Raw genomic sequence first — 14,385 nt, forward strand, 5'->3', positions numbered from 1 at the left:
CGAATTAGTCGCGCAGCTTCGCTCCAAATGCGAGCTCAGCAGCGGCAACACCAGCGAGCTTTGCCTCGCTCGCTTCTTCTGCCTTCAGCGTGCGGTCCTCAGCGCGGAAACGGAGCGCGAAGGTCAGTGCCTTCTCGCCAGCATCAATGCCCTGGCCACGGTAGTCGTCGACTACGTGAGCCGATTCGAGCAGCTCACCTGCGCCAGCAACCACAACCGTCAGCACATCGCCAGCGGGGACGTCAGCAGCAACCACGAGGGTGAGGTCCTGCGTTGCTGCGGGGTAGCCCGACAGCGACGAGGTCGTCGCCTCGCGCGGCGCCAATTCGATGAGGCGCTCGAGGTCGAGCTCGAACGCAGCAACGCGACCGGGAAGGTGATTCGCAGCAACAAGCTCGGGAAGGAGCTCGCCTGCAACACCAACAACCTCAAGGCCGCCTTCATCGCCATCGATATCGTTCGCAACGCGCACTGCGAGCGTCGCGGTGCGACCGGGGTGGAACGCACGGTGCGAGCCCTGGAGCACAACGAGCTCGATCGACACAGCCGAAGCAACGGTGCGTGCGTACTCCAGAGCGTCGGCCCAGTCATACTCACGCGCTGCCTCACCCGGCTGCTTCGTCGACGCATCGCCGAGCAGCAGGCCTGCGGTGCGCACAGGCTGCTTCGGGATCGATGCGTTGAGCTCAGCAAGGACCTCGTCCGACGGGCGCTCAGCGAGCGGCGGAACGAAGTCGGTACCGAGCGGCTTACCAGTGAGCGGCTCGAACACCGAACCAAACTCGACGAGTGCGAGATCGGTCAGGCCGCGCGATACGTTGCGCTGCGCCGCGGTCACGAGACCGGGAAGCAGCGAACGGCGCATGAACGGCGAGCTCGCGTCGAGCGCGTTTGCGAGGCGGATCGCGTGGACAGGCTCAGTAGCAGCGTCAGCCGCCTCTTCTGCACCTGCACCGAACGCATTGAGCTGCTCACGCGACATGAACGGGTAGCTCTGGATCTCATCCAGGCCAGCAGCGGTCACGATGCTCGCGGCGCGGCGACGCAGGCGCTGCGCGCGGGTCAGTCCGCGACCAGCCGGAGCAACCGGGAGCACCGAGGGAATGCGATCGTACCCGACGATGCGCGCAACCTCTTCAACCAGGTCAGCGGGACGGGTAAGGTCCGAACGCCAGCTCGGAGCGGTCACGACAAGCGTGCCAGCTGCGCCGTCGGCGACGGTGCAGCCGATGAGTTCGATCGCCGAACGAACTTCAGCGTCGGTGTAGTCAGTGCCGAGCAGACCGTTCACCCGAGCGATCGGAAGAACGACCTCGGTCGGCTCCCACGGAGCAACCATGTCGGTGCCGAGTGCATCAGCGGTACCACCAGCAAGCTCAACAAGCAGATCAACCATGCGCTGCGCTGCTGCCTGTGCGACGCGGGGGTCCACGCCACGCTCGAAGCGCTTCGACGCTTCGCTCGGCAGCTTGTGTCGGCGTGACGTACGCGCGATCGAAACGGGGTCGAAGGTCGCAGCCTCAACGAGGATGTCGGTCGTCGAATCGTCAGTCTTGGTCGACTCGCCACCCATCACGCCTGCGAGACCGATGACGCCGGACTCATCAGTAATGAGGAGGTCTTCGGGGTGCAGCGTGCGGGTCTGCTCGTCGAGCGTGACCAGGGTCTCGCCTTCCTTCGCGCGACGGACGGTGATGCCGCCCTGCAGCTTTGCGAGGTCGTAAGAGTGCAGCGGGTTACCGAGCTCGAGCATGACGTAGTTCGAGATGTCAACGGGCAGCGACAGCGAGCGAACGCCAGCGAGCTGCAGGCGCGCGACCATCCACGGCGGGGTCGGGATCGTTGCGTCGATACCGCGCACGACGCGGGTCACGAAGCCGGTTGCACCCTGCTTGCCGCGGATCGGAGCCTCGTCAGCAATCGTGACGTTGAAGCCCGATGCTGGCGTGACCTCGATGGTCGAAGCGGGATCGGTGAACGCAGCGCCGGTCGAGTGCGAGTACTCGCGTGCAACGCCACGAACCGAGAACGCGTAGCCGCGGTCGGGGGTGACGTTGATCTCGACGGCGGTGTCATCGATGCCGAGGAGCGCCTTCGCGTCAGTGCCAACTTCGGGATCAAGATCGTAGTCTTTGAGCACGATGATGCCGTTGTGTTCGTCGCCGAGCGACAGCTCGCGCGCCGAGGCCATCATGCCGTCAGAGACATGACCGTAGGTCTTGCGGGCAGCGATTGCGAAGCCGCCGGGCAGTACCGCACCGGGGAGGCAGGCAATAACCTTGTCGCCCTCAACAAAGTTGTGAGCGCCACAGACGATGCCGCGCACGTCGGCACCGCCATCGGCTGCGAGTTCGCCCTCGGGCGCAACGCGCACCTGGCACCAGTTCACGGTCTTGCCGTTCGAGTGCTCTTCGGGCTCGCGCGAGATGACCTGACCAACGACGACCGGACCGGTCACCTCAAAGCGGCGGATCGACTCTTCTTCAAACCCCACACGCACGAGATCGGCGTGCACGGTTTCAGGGGTGACGTCAGCGGGGAGAGCGACAAGCTCGCCGAGCCAGCTCAGTGGGATACGCATCAGACCAGTCCTCCGAACTGCTGGTTGAAACGGACATCGCCTTCGACCATGTCACGCATGTCATTAAGGTCGTTGCGGAACTGCAGGGTGCGCTCGATTCCCATACCGAAGGCGAAGCCCTGGTATTCCTCGGGGTCGAGGCCAGCAGCCATCAGTACCTTGGGATCGACCATGCCGCAGCCGCCCCACTCTACCCAGCGTGCGCCGCCCTTTGCGTTGGGCTGCCACACGTCCATCTCAGCGGACGGCTCGGTGAACGGGAAGAAGTTCGGGCGGAGGCGGATCTTTGCCTCTTCGCCAAACATCTGGCGCGCGAAGTGCTCAAGCGTGCCACGCAGGTGAGCCATCGTCAGGCCCTTGTCGATGGCGAGGCCCTCGATCTGCTGGAACACGGGGGTGTGTGTCGCGTCGAGCTCGTCGGTGCGGTACACGCGGCCCGGGCACACGACGTACAAGGGAAGGTCGCGCTCGAGGAGCGAACGAACCTGCACCGGCGACGTGTGGGTGCGAAGCAGGAGGTGGCGGTCGGCGGGATCAACGAAGAACGTGTCCTGCATTGCGCGTGCGGGGTGGTCGGGATCGAAGCCGAGCGCGTCGAAGTTGAACCACTCGTGCTCGAGTTCGGGGCCCTCTGCGATCTCCCAACCCATGCCGATAAAGATGTCGGACGCTTCGTCCTGCAGCTGCGCGAGCGGGTGGCGCGAGCCGGCCTTGCGGCGGACGGGCGCCTCGGTAACGTCAACAGTCTCAGCAATGAGACGTGCTGCAGCCTCAGCCTCGGCAAGCGCGGTTTCGCGCGCCTTAAAGCTGCCCTCGACACGACCGCGGGCCTGGCCCATGATCTTGCCGGTTTCGGCCTTTGCTTCCTTCGGTACCTCGCGCATGAGCGAGTTCAACTTTGCAATTGCAGAAGCGTCACCAACGTGCGCGGTACGGGCGGTCTTCAGCTCGGCGAGGGTCTCTGCTGCATCAAACGCGGCGAGCGCATCTGCAACAGCCGCATCGACGGCTTCCTGGGTGATCGGATTGATGTCTGACACGGTGGTCAATCTTACCTTGCCCGGGTGACAGCCGGCTGCGCGACTTTCGGTGAGCGACAGTCCGAGGCGTATCCAGCTTCCAGCCAGTGACTTTCTCTAAGCTTCGTCTTAGGACACACCATTTCATCTCGCGATGGAACCAACGATGGAGGCCTTTCAGTGGGTAACCCTTTCAATCTCGCCGCAACTCAGACGCTTGACGGAAATTCCGAGCGCAACGCGACCAAGTCATGGCTTCGCGTGATGGTTGTTGGCCTGGTTGCATTCTTTGCACTGCTTATCGGGCCGACCTCCCCCGCACTCGCTCATGATGAGCTCGCAAATACCGAGGTCATCGTTGGCGCCTCGGGCGAGGCTTCGTCGATTACGTTGAGCTACACGAACAACATCATGGACGGCGCAACAATAGTCAACGTCACCAATGCCGCAGGTGAAACCGTGACCAATGGCGATGCAGTCATTGATGGCTTTGACGTGAAGCAGCAGCTGCAACCGCTTGAGCCGGGCGTATACCAGGCCGTATGGAGCGTGGTCTCGAGTGACGGACACCGCATTGAGGGCGGCTTCGAGTTCGACGTCGTCGAGGGTTCGACTGAGCCCCCTGCGATCCGCACCATCACCTCCGTCGCTGGCGCAGAAGAGCTCGCTGATGCGCCCGCAGACGATGCCGGCACGAACGGCGGCAAGGTTTGGCTGTGGATCGGCATCGCAATCGCTGGCGTCCTCGTCATTGGCGGTGGCGTCGCGGCATTCGCGATGAAGGCAAAGCGTCAGGCTGCGGCAACTGACGAAGACACCACTGACATCGAGTAACTCGCGATGACCAACAGTACGGATCCTGCCACACAGTCGGCAGGCACGAAGGACCGCGCCAAGCAGACGAACGGCCACTTCAGCCGCCGCGCCCTCATCACCGGCAGTGCGGTTGGCGCAGGCGTCGGGCTTGCCCTCGGAGCAGGTGGCACAGCGACGGTTGCCGCGATCCGCGCCCAGAACGCGCATGACGGATACGCTGAGCCGACGGTCGAACCGTCGCTCGGCGCAGCAGGCACCGAGCCCGGATACGGTGGCGAGTCACTCCCCTGCCACGGCGCGCACCAGGCTGGCATCACGACGCTCCCAGCGGCACACGCACGCTATCTCTCGTTCACGCTGAAGCCGGGAACCGACCGAGATGCGATTTCGCGCATGCTACGAATCCTCACCGACGACATCGAGGGACTCGTGTCTGGGGCTGGCCCGCTCGCCGATCCCGAACCCGAGCTCGCGAGCCGCCCATCGCGGCTGTCCATCACAGTCGGCGTCGGCTCAGAGCTGGTGAAGCGTGTCGATCCAACGAAGGTGCCGAAGTGGCTCGCGCCGCTTCCCGCGTTTAAGCTCGACGAACTGACGCCCGCGTACACCGGTGGCGACCTGTTGATCGTGTTGCAGGCAGACAGCCAAATGCCGATCTCTCATGCCGCACGCATGATGCATCGCGATCTCGCGAGCTTTGCTGAGCTGTCGTGGTTCCAGCAGGGCTTCCGCCAGGCACGTGGTGCAGAGGCGCCAGGAAAGACCATGCGTAACCTCATGGGCCAGGTTGACGGCACCATTAACCCCGCTCCCGAGGAAGAAGATTTCGCTGGCCTCGTCTGGATCGACGGCAAGGCCCCCAACGAGCAGTGGCTCAAGAACGGGTCTGCACTGGTGTTCAGGCGTATCCGTATGGAGCTTGACACCTGGGACCAGGTCGACCGCCCCGGTCGTGAGGACACCATTGGCCGCACCCTCGACACCGGTGGCCCGATCACCGGCGGCGACGAGTCCACCCCGATGGACTTCGACGCAAAGAACGCACTCGGTCTTCCCGCAATCCCGCTCACGGCGCACTCACGACGTGCGCATTCGACGGACCCGAACGAGCGCATCTATCGCCGCGCGATCAACTACGACGAGGGCACCGAGGCTGGTCTGGTGTTCGTCTGTTATCAGCGCGACCCCCGCAAACAGTTCATTCCCATTCAGGAACGCCTCGACGAGCTTGACATGCTCAACGAGTGGGTGACGCACACGGGCTCTGCCGTGTTCGCGATGCTCCCTGGTTTCGAAAGCGGCGACATCATCGGCGCCTCGCTGTTCGCCTAACGGACTCGCACAGACAACAGCGGGCGGATCGGTACCTACGGTGTACCGATCCGCCCGCTGTGTTGTGCTGGCGCGTCGCCGCGGCTAGCCGCGCTGCGCGAACGCAGTTTCGTACAGCAGCACGCTTGCCGCGGTCGCGAGGTTGAGCGACTCTGCGGCGCCGTAGATGGGGAGCTTGAGAGCGCGCCCGATCGTCTCGCGTTCCTCCTCGGTGAGGCCGCGTGCTTCGTTGCCGAAGACCCACGCGATACTGCCATTGAGGTCGCCGTGTGCGCGCGCCTGAGACAGATCCATACCACGCACGTCAGCAGCGATGATCTCGAGGCCGGCTGAGCGAGCGGATTGCACCGCGTCACCGAGTTCGGGCACGACCGCGACAGGGAGATGGAAAATCGAACCGGTCGTGGAGCGCACGACCTTCGGGTGCCACGGGTCGACAGCGTCGCCAGTGAAGATCACGCCGTCAGCGCCCGCAGCGTCTGCCGCACGGAGGACCGCGCCAGCGTTGCCGGGGTCGCGGACCTCGTGCAGCACTGCGATGAGGCGTGCCGACTCAAGCATGGTCTCAACCGACGCGTTCTCCAGGCGCGCGACCGCGATCACGCCCTGCGGCTGGACGGTCTCTGCGAGCGTAGCGAGCACCTCGGGGGTGGCGCGCTCGATACGGATGCCAGCGTCGTTCGCGAGCTGGTCCATTTCGCGCTGCCATGGCTCGTTGCCAATCGTCGCGTAGACGACCTCTGCGAGCTCTGGACGGTGCACCAGAAGCTCACGAACTGCCTGCGGCCCCTCTACGAGGAAGCGCTGCTGTTCGCGGCGTTCCTTCTTGCGGGCAAGCGCAGCCGCACGCTTCACACGCGTAGCCTTCGGGTTTTCAAGAATGGCATCGTTCACGGTTCAAGCCTAACTTGTCGAGAAAACAAAAATGCCCCGGCAGAAGCCGGGGCATTTTCATACAGCTGTGAAGAGCTTACGCTGCCTTGGGTGCCGAGGTGTCGGCTGGCAGTGCGTTCTTTGCAACCTCAACGAGCGTCGCGAATGCGGTGGGCTCGTTGGTAGCAAGCTCCGAGAGCATGCGGCGGTCAACCTCAACACCAGCGATCGCGAGACCCTGGATGAAACGGTTGTAGGTCAGGCCGTTTGCACGTGCGCCTGCGTTGATGCGCTGGATCCAGAGGCGACGGAAGTTGCCCTTGTTCTTGCGACGGTCGTTGTATGCGTAAACGTGCGAGTGGAGCAGCTGCTCCTTCGCCTTACGGTACAGGCGCGAACGCTGTCCGCGGTAGCCCGATGCGCGCTCAAGAACAACGCGACGCTTCTTGTGGGCATTGACGGCCCGCTTGACTCTTGCCATTTCAGTGTTTCCTTACTGAGTTATGAGATCGGTGGGCCGAATTAGTGGCCGAGGAGCTTCATCGCCTGCTTGGCGTCACCCTTGCTGAGCACCTGCTCAGCGTTGAGGGCACGCTTGCGCTTCGAGGACTTCACCTCGAGGTTGTGGCGCATGCCGGCCCGCTGCTTCATCAACTTGCCGCTACCGGTGAGCTTGAAGCGCTTCTTAGCACCCGAGTGGGTCTTCTGCTTAGGCATCGATTTCTCCTTGTTGTGGTGCGCGCCGCCTGAGCGACTGCGTCTAGCGCGAAACGATCAACGATCGTCGCAGGTCTTATTCGGCAGCCGCTTCCGAATCAACATTCTTTTCAGCGCGGCGGGTTGCCTTCTCCTCAGCGCGGCGAGCGTTCAGCTCTGCCTTTGCCTCGGACTTGTTCTTGACGGGCGCGATGACCATAACCATGTTGCGGCCGTCAATGCGCGGCGACGACTCTACCGAGCCGTATTCCACGATGTCCTCAGCGAACTGCTGGAGGAGTCGTACACCCTGCTCGGGACGCGACTGCTCGCGGCCACGGAAGAGGATCATTGCCTTGACCTTGTCGCCCTGCGACAGGAAGCCGATAGCGCGCTTGAGCTTGGTCTCGTAGTCATGCTTATCGATCTTCAGGCGGAAGCGAACTTCCTTGAGGACCGTGTTGGCCTGGTTACGACGAGCTTCCTTAGCCTTCTGCGCAGCTTCGTACTTGAACTTGCCGTAGTCCATGATCTTCGCAACGGGAGGCTTCGAGTTAGGCGCAACCTCAACAAGGTCGAGCTCTGCCTCAGCTGCCATGCGGAGGGCAACGTCGATTGACACCACACCTACCTGCTCGCCACCTGGGCCTACCAGGCGCAGTTCGGTCGCACGGATGCGGTCGTTAGTACGGGGCTCGCTGATTGCCGACTCCTCTGATCTCGTAATGATCCACCCTTAGGGTGTAACGGATTCAGAGAAATGACACACGACTCGCGCGTCACATACCCTTCAGCTGTCGCGATGCGACGGGGTACCAACTACCCGGTAACCTATTAGAGGTGCCGGGTGGGAGAATCTCCTCTTCCGTAGCTCCCGGCGGCTTGCCGAGAACCTCAGCAAGCTTAGCACAACATTCGTCGTAAGCGAATGCCACGAGAAGAACAGGACAACTGTGAGCGAAAACGCAGAAGATCAGCAGACTCCCAATGGCGCTCCCGAGAGCGTTGCAGATGCGGCTCGCGATATCGCTGACGTCGCTGCCGTAGAGATCATCACCACCGCTGCGGTTCACCTGCTCAGCGCAGCTGCCGTCAAGGTTGGCCTTGCTGATGATCCCGAGAACCAGATCGACCTTGACGAGGCACGCAAGCTCATCAACGCGCTGGCTGGCCTCATCACCGCAGGCGCACCCGAGGTGAGCGATATGCACGCACGTAGCCTCCGCGACGGCCTGCGTTCCGTACAGCTCGCGTTCCGCGAGGCGTCACAGGTGCCCGATGCTCCCGGCGCTGGCCCCGGCGAGAAGTACACCGGTTCGGTGATCTAGGCTTCGGCTTCTCACGTTGTGAGCTGGGGCGGATGGCGGTTGCCACCCGCCCCTTTTGCTTTGCTTGAGCGCCGACTTTCTGGCGCTGCTCCCTCGAGATTGGCTGTTTCTTGCGAGAAGGTGCGTTTCTTGCGCGAATAAGTGTCCATTTCGAGAGAAAGACCCCGTTTCGGCGGGTTTACTCCCCCAAAGACAGCCCGGCCGGCGGCCGGACCATTCTCCCCTCTCCCCAGGCAGAAGCCCGGCGGGGTGAACCAATGACGCCGCGCGGGCCCTAAAACCCTGCCTCAAACCGACGAAACCACCCGTTTCTGCCGAAAACCCTAGATTCTTGCGCAAGCAAGGGGTCATCTCGCAGAAAATGGCCCATTTCACGGGGTTGGCGAGAGATTCGTGGCGCAAGCGCCGCTTTCCTTACCTCGGCCCACCTGGCCGCCCGGTCATCACATTCTTGATCGCAATGTGCGAGGTGAAGCGCGCGACGCCGGTCACCGCGCTCACACGGTGGGTGTGAAAGTCTTCATACGCTTCCAAGTTCTCAACGCCAACGCGCGCAAAGTAGTCAGGGCTGCCAAACAGGCGGCGAAGCTCAAGCACCTCCGGCAATGCCGAGAGCTCTCGTTCAAACGACTCAATCGTTGCAGCGTCGTGCGCGGCGAGTTCAAACAGGAGGATGACCTCAAACGCCCGCCCTACCGAGGCCGGGTCAACCTCCGCGTGATAGCCACGAATAATGCCGTCGCGCTCGAGGCGCTGCACTCGACGCAGGCAGGGACCCGGCGTGAGCCCGATCCGCGCGGCCAAATCGACATTATTCAGACGCCCCTCGCGTTCAAGGATCTCAATAATTGCACGATCTAATTCATCCATGCATATATATTGCACGTTCTCACGCGTTTGTACGATAACAACGCACACACATTGCATCACTTTTGCGAGAAGATACTCCCATGGAATCCGCACCCGCGCAGTACGCAGCAGCAACTCGCAGCTCAGAGATCCGCGCGGGAATGAAAGATTCGCTCGGCGTTGGCCTGGGTATCTTCCCGCTCGGCTTTGCGCTCGGCATGCTGGTCATTCAGGCGGGTCTCCCCTGGTGGCTCACGCCCGCGCTTTCGATCGGCATCTTTGCCGGTTCAGTCGAGCTGTTCCTTGTGAGCTTGCTTGCGGCATACGCCCCACTCATCACGATTGCCGTCACGGTGTTCGCGCTGAACTTCCGTCATGTGTTCTACCCGTTCTCCTTCCCGCTGCACAAGGTGCGCAAAGGTTGGCCGCGGTGGTACTCGATGTACGCAATGATCGACGAGGCATACGCGACCTACACGACCATGCCGGCACACAAGGTCACGTCTGCGCGCATGGTCACTGGCCAGCTGTGCATGCAGGGATACTGGATAGCTGGTGGCCTGCTTGGCGTGCTCGTGGCAAACGCGTTGCCTGGCCCTATCGCCGGCTTCGAATTCGCGCTCACGGCACTGTTTATCGTGATGACGATGGATTCCATTCGCGGCAAGCGGGAGATCCCCTCAGCGGTACTCGCGTGCCTCTCAGTGACGGTTGCAATGGTCGCGATGCCCGACCAGGCATTGCTCGCGGCCCTTGTACTATTCACCGCTTCGCTCGTAGCCAGGTACTTCTGGGTGCGCACACGCGGTGGTCTCCCGGAGACTGACGAAGCGCCGACCGCTGATCAACCAGCTGCGCAACCCGCAGCGCACGAACCGACCGCCACCGGCGCGCAACAGCTCAAGCCGACGCAGCAGGGAGAAGCAGCATGAACCAGACGGTCTACCTGCTGAGCGCCGTGCTGCTCGCGGGACTCATCACGTTCGCGTTGCGTGCGCTGCCCTTCGCCATTCTGAAGCCACTGCGCAAGAGCAAGTTCGTGCAGCTGCTTGGGCAGTGGATGCCTGCAGGGATCTTGCTCATGCTCGCTGTAGTTGTTCTCCAGGAATCTATCGCGGCGGATCCCGGCAACTGGTGGATCGTCGCCGCTGCTTCCGGCGTGACGGTCGTCACCCACCTCCTCACAAAACGCAAAGCGCTCGTGAGTATTGCCGTCGGCACCGCGAGCTATGTCGCGCTGCTGTCGGTCTTTGGCTAATGTGACGGGCGATGTCCCAGAGGAAAGCCTCAGAGACATCGCCCGACGACATTACTCGTAGGACTTACTGACCTTGTGCAGCGCCTCATCAACATCGTCTGAACCACCCTCTGGGTACTCAGACTCGTCGAGCTCAGGTCGCTTCGTCAGGAAGATCGAGCTCGCGATAAGCCCGCCCCACAGGAGCACGAACGACAACACCATGAAGGTGATGGAAATCGGGGTCATGACTCGTTCCCTTCGGGAGTAGCGTTCAGCGGTGCGCCGACGAGGCGTTTGCCCTGCTTTGCGTTAAACGCGGGGTACGGCACGAACTGGTCCGGGCTACGCTTCCATGGCACGAACGTGAGGATCAGCGCCGCAAGCACCATGATGGCGACACAGCCCCAGCCGAAGAGGTTGGTGTACCAGCTCGGGTAGGTGCCATAGCCGTCCTTCACGAGCGACACAACGACCTGCACCAGCATGACACCGATCACGACGGGGCTCAGGATGCCCACGAAGAAGCGCCACGTACGTCCGAGCTTGAAGGTCGACAGCGACGATACGTGGTACGACAGCTCTGGCCCGCGCTTGTAGATCCACATCACGACAACGGTCGAGACGACTGCAGCGAAGACGATGCCGAAGTTGTTCACCCAGTTGTCGATGACGTCGAGGGTGTTCAGACCGGATGTCGTCGTGTACAGCAGGAGCGACACGATGGCCAGCAGACCACCAACGCCCCACACCGACTGCTTGCGCGAAAGACCGAACTTGTCCATCACTGCTGAGATGATGACCTCGAGCACAGAAATGAGCGAGGTGATGCCCGCGAGGAAGATCGAACCGAAGAACAGGATGCCGAAGAGTTGACTCATGGGCATCTCAGCAACGATTGCCGGGAAGGTGATGAACGCGAGGCTCACACCAGCAATGCCTTCAATATCGCTCACGCCAATGCCCTGCTGTGCAGCAAAGAAGCCGAGCGCTGCGAAGACACCAACACCGGCAAGCAGCTCGAATGACGAGTTCGCGAACGCGACTACCAGGCCGGGAGCCGACAGGTTCGAACGGCGCTTCCGGTACGACGAGTACGTCACCATAATGCCGAATGCGACCGAGAGCGAGAAGAAGACCTGGCCGTAGGCTGCGATCCACACCTTTGGCTGGGCGAGTGCTGCGAAGTCGGGCGTGAAGAAGGTGCTGACACCCTCGAGCGCGCCAGGCAGCGTCAGTGCGCCAATCACGAGCGCGAGGAACGTGATGACAAGAAGCGGCAGGAAGACCACGTTCATCTTCTCGATACCCTTCGCGACACCGGTCGCCTGCACGATGAGCACGACAGCCCAAATTGCAGCGACCGGGATCAGCAGCGCGGGAACGAAGTCCATCGTGAATGGCGCTTCCGAGGTCTGGAGGAACTCTCCGATGAAGTAGCCTGCGGCGTCATCGCCCCACTTCAGGTCGAACGAGAACACGAAGTAGCTCACTGCCCACGCGACCACGACTGCGTAGTAGGTGGCAATGAAGACGTTGATCATGACCTGGAACCAGCCAATCGCCTCGCCGCCCTTGCCAGCAGCGCGTCGGAACGCGAGCGGCGCAGAGCCACGGAAGCGATGACCAATTGCGTAGTCAAAGAGCAGGATGGGGATGCCGGCAGTCAAGAGCGCGACGAAATACGGAATGAGGAATGCTCCGCCACCGTTTTCGTATGCGACGCCAGGAAAACGCCAAATGTTGCCAAGTCCGACAGCCGAACCGATCGCAGCGAAGATAAAGCCGAGTTGGCCTGTCCACTGTTCTCGTTTCGGCGCGCCAGTGACCTTTGCAGATGACATGCGTCAGCCTTTCTCAAGCGCCGCCTCAGCGGCGCAGACGGTTAATAACCGAGCTAGCGTACCACCAGCACTCAACGCTGAGGCAAGGCTATGCGGGCATCTGAGGCACAACCTTGAGCGAGTCGACGCGTTCTGCAATGACCGCATTCGCCGCCCAGCGCTGCTGCAGTGACGTCACGAGATCAGCGAGTTCCTCACGCGACAGCCCCGATTCAACGAGCAACCGCACCTCAGTCTCAGCAGACAACAGCTCACCGGTCGGATCGCCGGGAATCACCGCGAGTGCCTGGAGGCGCGGATCCCCCGCGCTCGACTCGAGGAAGGCGTTTCGCACACGCACATCAGCCCACGCTGGGAGCTGAGCTTCACCGAGCGCGAGTGCCTGTAGCTCTGGGCGGCGGATACCCACCCGCGAATCGCCGGTTGCGGGATCAATGATGAGCAGGTCGGTTTCTTCCTGAGCGGCAGCAACGGCCGCCTGCGGTGCAGGCACCGGAATCGGACGCGCCTCAGCGTTCCACGCGCGCATCGCTTCAGCTGACGTAAACACGGGCATGACTCGACGACCGTCTGGCGCAGCAACCGTCACGATTGACAGTTCCTGCGACTTCTCTACGATGCGACCGTCAGGCGTTTCACCGATGTCACCGGCCTCTGCAACCAACGGAATAAGGAGGCGGATCCCCGACAGCGCAACGATGAGTTCAGCGCGACGCTGGCCGAGCAGTGCAAATGCTGCTGCCTGATCCGCCGCCCCTGCGAGCCCAGCTGCGGCCTCGCGCATCGCACCGAGCGCGACGAGGTATGACTCGGGAGTGGAGCCATCATCGTCGGCAAATGCGGTCTCGTGGTGCTCAAACGTGCGCCCTTCCCAGGGGAAGCCAGCTGAGTCGGCGTCGCCGCCAGCCACGAGAGATTCGGGTACGCCAGTCGTGCGCGGCATATCGCCGGTCGAGGGAAGCTTCTTGATCGCCATAGTGAAACCGCCTATTACGCGAGGAACCCCGCGCTATTCGCGCGGGGCACCAGGGTTAGTTCGATGCGACGTCGAGTGCCGCTTGCAGAGTAAATGCACCGTCGTAGAGTGCCTTGCCGATGATTGCGCCTTCGATGCCGGCAGGCACCTGCTCGCGCAGGGCAGCAAGATCATCGAGGCTCGAGATGCCGCCAGAAGCAACAACCGGGCGCGACGTGTGGCGGCATACCTCGAGCAGCAGCTCGATGTTCGGGCCGCGCATCGTGCCGTCCTTGGTCACGTCGGTCACGACGTAGCGGGGGCAATTCGCGTCTTCGAGGCGCTCGAGCACCTCCCAGAGGTTGCCGCCTTCTTCGGTCCAGCCACGGCCAGCGAGGGTTTCGCCACGCACATCGAGGCCAACAGCGATCTTCTCGCCGTAGCGCGCGATCGCCGATCGAGTCCATTCGGGGTTCTCAAGCGCAGCCGTACCGAGGTTGACGCGAGCCGCACCCATCTCAATCGCTGCTTCAAGGCTGCGGTCATCGCGGATGCCGCCGGAGAACTCGATGTTCGTCTTCCCAGAGCGAGCCATGATCTTCTTTGCAACGCCAACGTTGCTGCCACGGCCAAAGGCTGCGTCGAGGTCGACGAGGTGAATCCACTCCGCGCCCTGCTCGATCCAGTCGAGTGCTGCGTCTACGGGGTCACCGTACCCGGTTTCGGTACCTGCTTCACCCTGAGTCAGGCGCACGGCCTGACCATTGACCATGTCAATCGCGGGGAGCAGTGTAAGCGCCGGCGTGCTGTTGAGGTGTGACATTCAATGTTCCTTGATTTGTCGCGGATCGTCCC

General features: G+C 62.3%; 16 protein-coding genes. 5 read left to right on the forward strand and 11 right to left on the reverse strand.

The annotated features are described in order from the left end of the window. Positions 1 to 4: 4 nt before the first annotated feature. Positions 5 to 2,581 (reverse strand): phenylalanine--tRNA ligase subunit beta, encoded by a 2,577-nt coding sequence (pheT, locus tag ICM05_RS06055; RefSeq protein WP_188023696.1) that lies wholly within the window; start codon positions 2,579 to 2,581, stop codon positions 5 to 7. After that, entirely contained in the window at positions 2,581 to 3,621 is a 1,041-nt protein-coding gene (gene pheS, locus ICM05_RS06060; protein ID WP_188023697.1) for a phenylalanine--tRNA ligase subunit alpha, read from the reverse strand. Before pheS ends, pheT begins: the two co-directional genes overlap by 1 nt. A gap of 159 nt (positions 3,622 to 3,780) precedes the next feature. Between pheS and ICM05_RS06065 the strand changes: the two genes are divergently transcribed. Beyond that, positions 3,781 to 4,434, forward strand: coding sequence for a copper resistance protein CopC (locus ICM05_RS06065; protein WP_188023698.1), 654 nt, complete (start codon positions 3,781 to 3,783; stop codon positions 4,432 to 4,434). A gap of 6 nt (positions 4,435 to 4,440) precedes the next feature. Beyond that, complete coding sequence (locus ICM05_RS06070) at positions 4,441 to 5,748, forward strand: Dyp-type peroxidase (protein ID WP_188023699.1); 1,308 nt, start codon at positions 4,441 to 4,443, stop codon at positions 5,746 to 5,748. An 84-nt stretch (positions 5,749 to 5,832) separates the two neighbouring features. On the opposite strand, the gene ICM05_RS06075 is transcribed toward ICM05_RS06070, so the two are convergent. From ICM05_RS06075 to infC, 4 genes are all read right to left on the reverse strand, one after another. Beyond that, positions 5,833 to 6,642 carry an RNA methyltransferase gene (locus ICM05_RS06075; protein ID WP_188023700.1) on the reverse strand — a complete coding sequence of 270 codons (810 nt, stop codon included), beginning with the start codon at positions 6,640 to 6,642 and terminating at the stop codon, positions 5,833 to 5,835. 76 nt (positions 6,643 to 6,718) lie between these two features. After that, a complete protein-coding gene (gene rplT / locus ICM05_RS06080) occupies positions 6,719 to 7,102 on the reverse strand; it encodes a 50S ribosomal protein L20 (protein WP_188023701.1) in 384 nt (127 codons plus the stop codon). A gap of 41 nt (positions 7,103 to 7,143) precedes the next feature. Next, positions 7,144 to 7,338 carry a 50S ribosomal protein L35 gene (gene rpmI / locus ICM05_RS06085; protein WP_188023702.1) on the reverse strand — a complete coding sequence of 65 codons (195 nt, stop codon included), beginning with the start codon at positions 7,336 to 7,338 and terminating at the stop codon, positions 7,144 to 7,146. A gap of 76 nt (positions 7,339 to 7,414) precedes the next feature. Further along, positions 7,415 to 8,020: a translation initiation factor IF-3 gene (gene infC, locus ICM05_RS06090; protein WP_188023961.1), complete on the reverse strand. Its 606-nt coding sequence runs from the start codon at positions 8,018 to 8,020 to the stop codon at positions 7,415 to 7,417. A 250-nt stretch (positions 8,021 to 8,270) separates the two neighbouring features. Here infC and ICM05_RS06095 point away from each other — a divergent pair, with 250 nt between their 5' ends. Continuing rightward, positions 8,271 to 8,645 (forward strand): DUF1844 domain-containing protein, encoded by a 375-nt coding sequence (locus tag ICM05_RS06095; protein ID WP_188023703.1) that lies wholly within the window; start codon positions 8,271 to 8,273, stop codon positions 8,643 to 8,645. A gap of 414 nt (positions 8,646 to 9,059) precedes the next feature. Here the strand turns inward: ICM05_RS06095 and ICM05_RS06100 are convergent, their stop codons facing one another. Then, positions 9,060 to 9,515: an Lrp/AsnC family transcriptional regulator gene (locus ICM05_RS06100; RefSeq protein WP_188023704.1), complete on the reverse strand. Its 456-nt coding sequence runs from the start codon at positions 9,513 to 9,515 to the stop codon at positions 9,060 to 9,062. An 80-nt stretch (positions 9,516 to 9,595) separates the two neighbouring features. Here ICM05_RS06100 and ICM05_RS06105 point away from each other — a divergent pair, with 80 nt between their 5' ends. Both ICM05_RS06105 and ICM05_RS06110 read left to right on the forward strand, forming a co-directional pair. Further along, on the forward strand, positions 9,596 to 10,426 hold the full coding sequence (locus tag ICM05_RS06105; RefSeq protein ID WP_251364543.1) for an AzlC family ABC transporter permease: 831 nt from the start codon (positions 9,596 to 9,598) through the stop codon (positions 10,424 to 10,426). Continuing rightward, entirely contained in the window at positions 10,423 to 10,752 is a 330-nt protein-coding gene (locus ICM05_RS06110) for a branched-chain amino acid transporter permease (protein WP_188023705.1), read from the forward strand. The genes ICM05_RS06105 and ICM05_RS06110 overlap by 4 nt, the downstream gene beginning before the upstream one ends. A 51-nt stretch (positions 10,753 to 10,803) precedes the next feature. Here ICM05_RS06110 and ICM05_RS06115 read toward each other — a convergent pair whose 3' ends face one another. The 4 genes from ICM05_RS06115 to priA all read right to left on the reverse strand — a co-directional run bounded on the left by ICM05_RS06115 (position 10,804) and on the right by priA (position 14,353). After that, positions 10,804 to 10,980: a MetS family NSS transporter small subunit gene (locus ICM05_RS06115; protein ID WP_188023706.1), complete on the reverse strand. Its 177-nt coding sequence runs from the start codon at positions 10,978 to 10,980 to the stop codon at positions 10,804 to 10,806. Then, a complete protein-coding gene (locus ICM05_RS06120) occupies positions 10,977 to 12,575 on the reverse strand; it encodes a sodium-dependent transporter (RefSeq protein WP_188023707.1) in 1,599 nt (532 codons plus the stop codon). The genes ICM05_RS06115 and ICM05_RS06120 overlap by 4 nt, the downstream gene beginning before the upstream one ends. A gap of 88 nt (positions 12,576 to 12,663) precedes the next feature. After that, positions 12,664 to 13,551: an SseB family protein gene (locus ICM05_RS06125; RefSeq protein WP_188023708.1), complete on the reverse strand. Its 888-nt coding sequence runs from the start codon at positions 13,549 to 13,551 to the stop codon at positions 12,664 to 12,666. 55 nt (positions 13,552 to 13,606) lie between these two features. Then, entirely contained in the window at positions 13,607 to 14,353 is a 747-nt protein-coding gene (gene priA, locus ICM05_RS06130) for a bifunctional 1-(5-phosphoribosyl)-5-((5-phosphoribosylamino)methylideneamino)imidazole-4-carboxamide isomerase/phosphoribosylanthranilate isomerase PriA (RefSeq protein WP_188023709.1), read from the reverse strand. Positions 14,354 to 14,385: the final 32 nt, after the last annotated feature.

Source organism: Leucobacter sp. cx-42 (assembly GCF_014529985.1).
Lineage (GTDB): Bacteria > Actinomycetota > Actinomycetes > Actinomycetales > Microbacteriaceae > Leucobacter.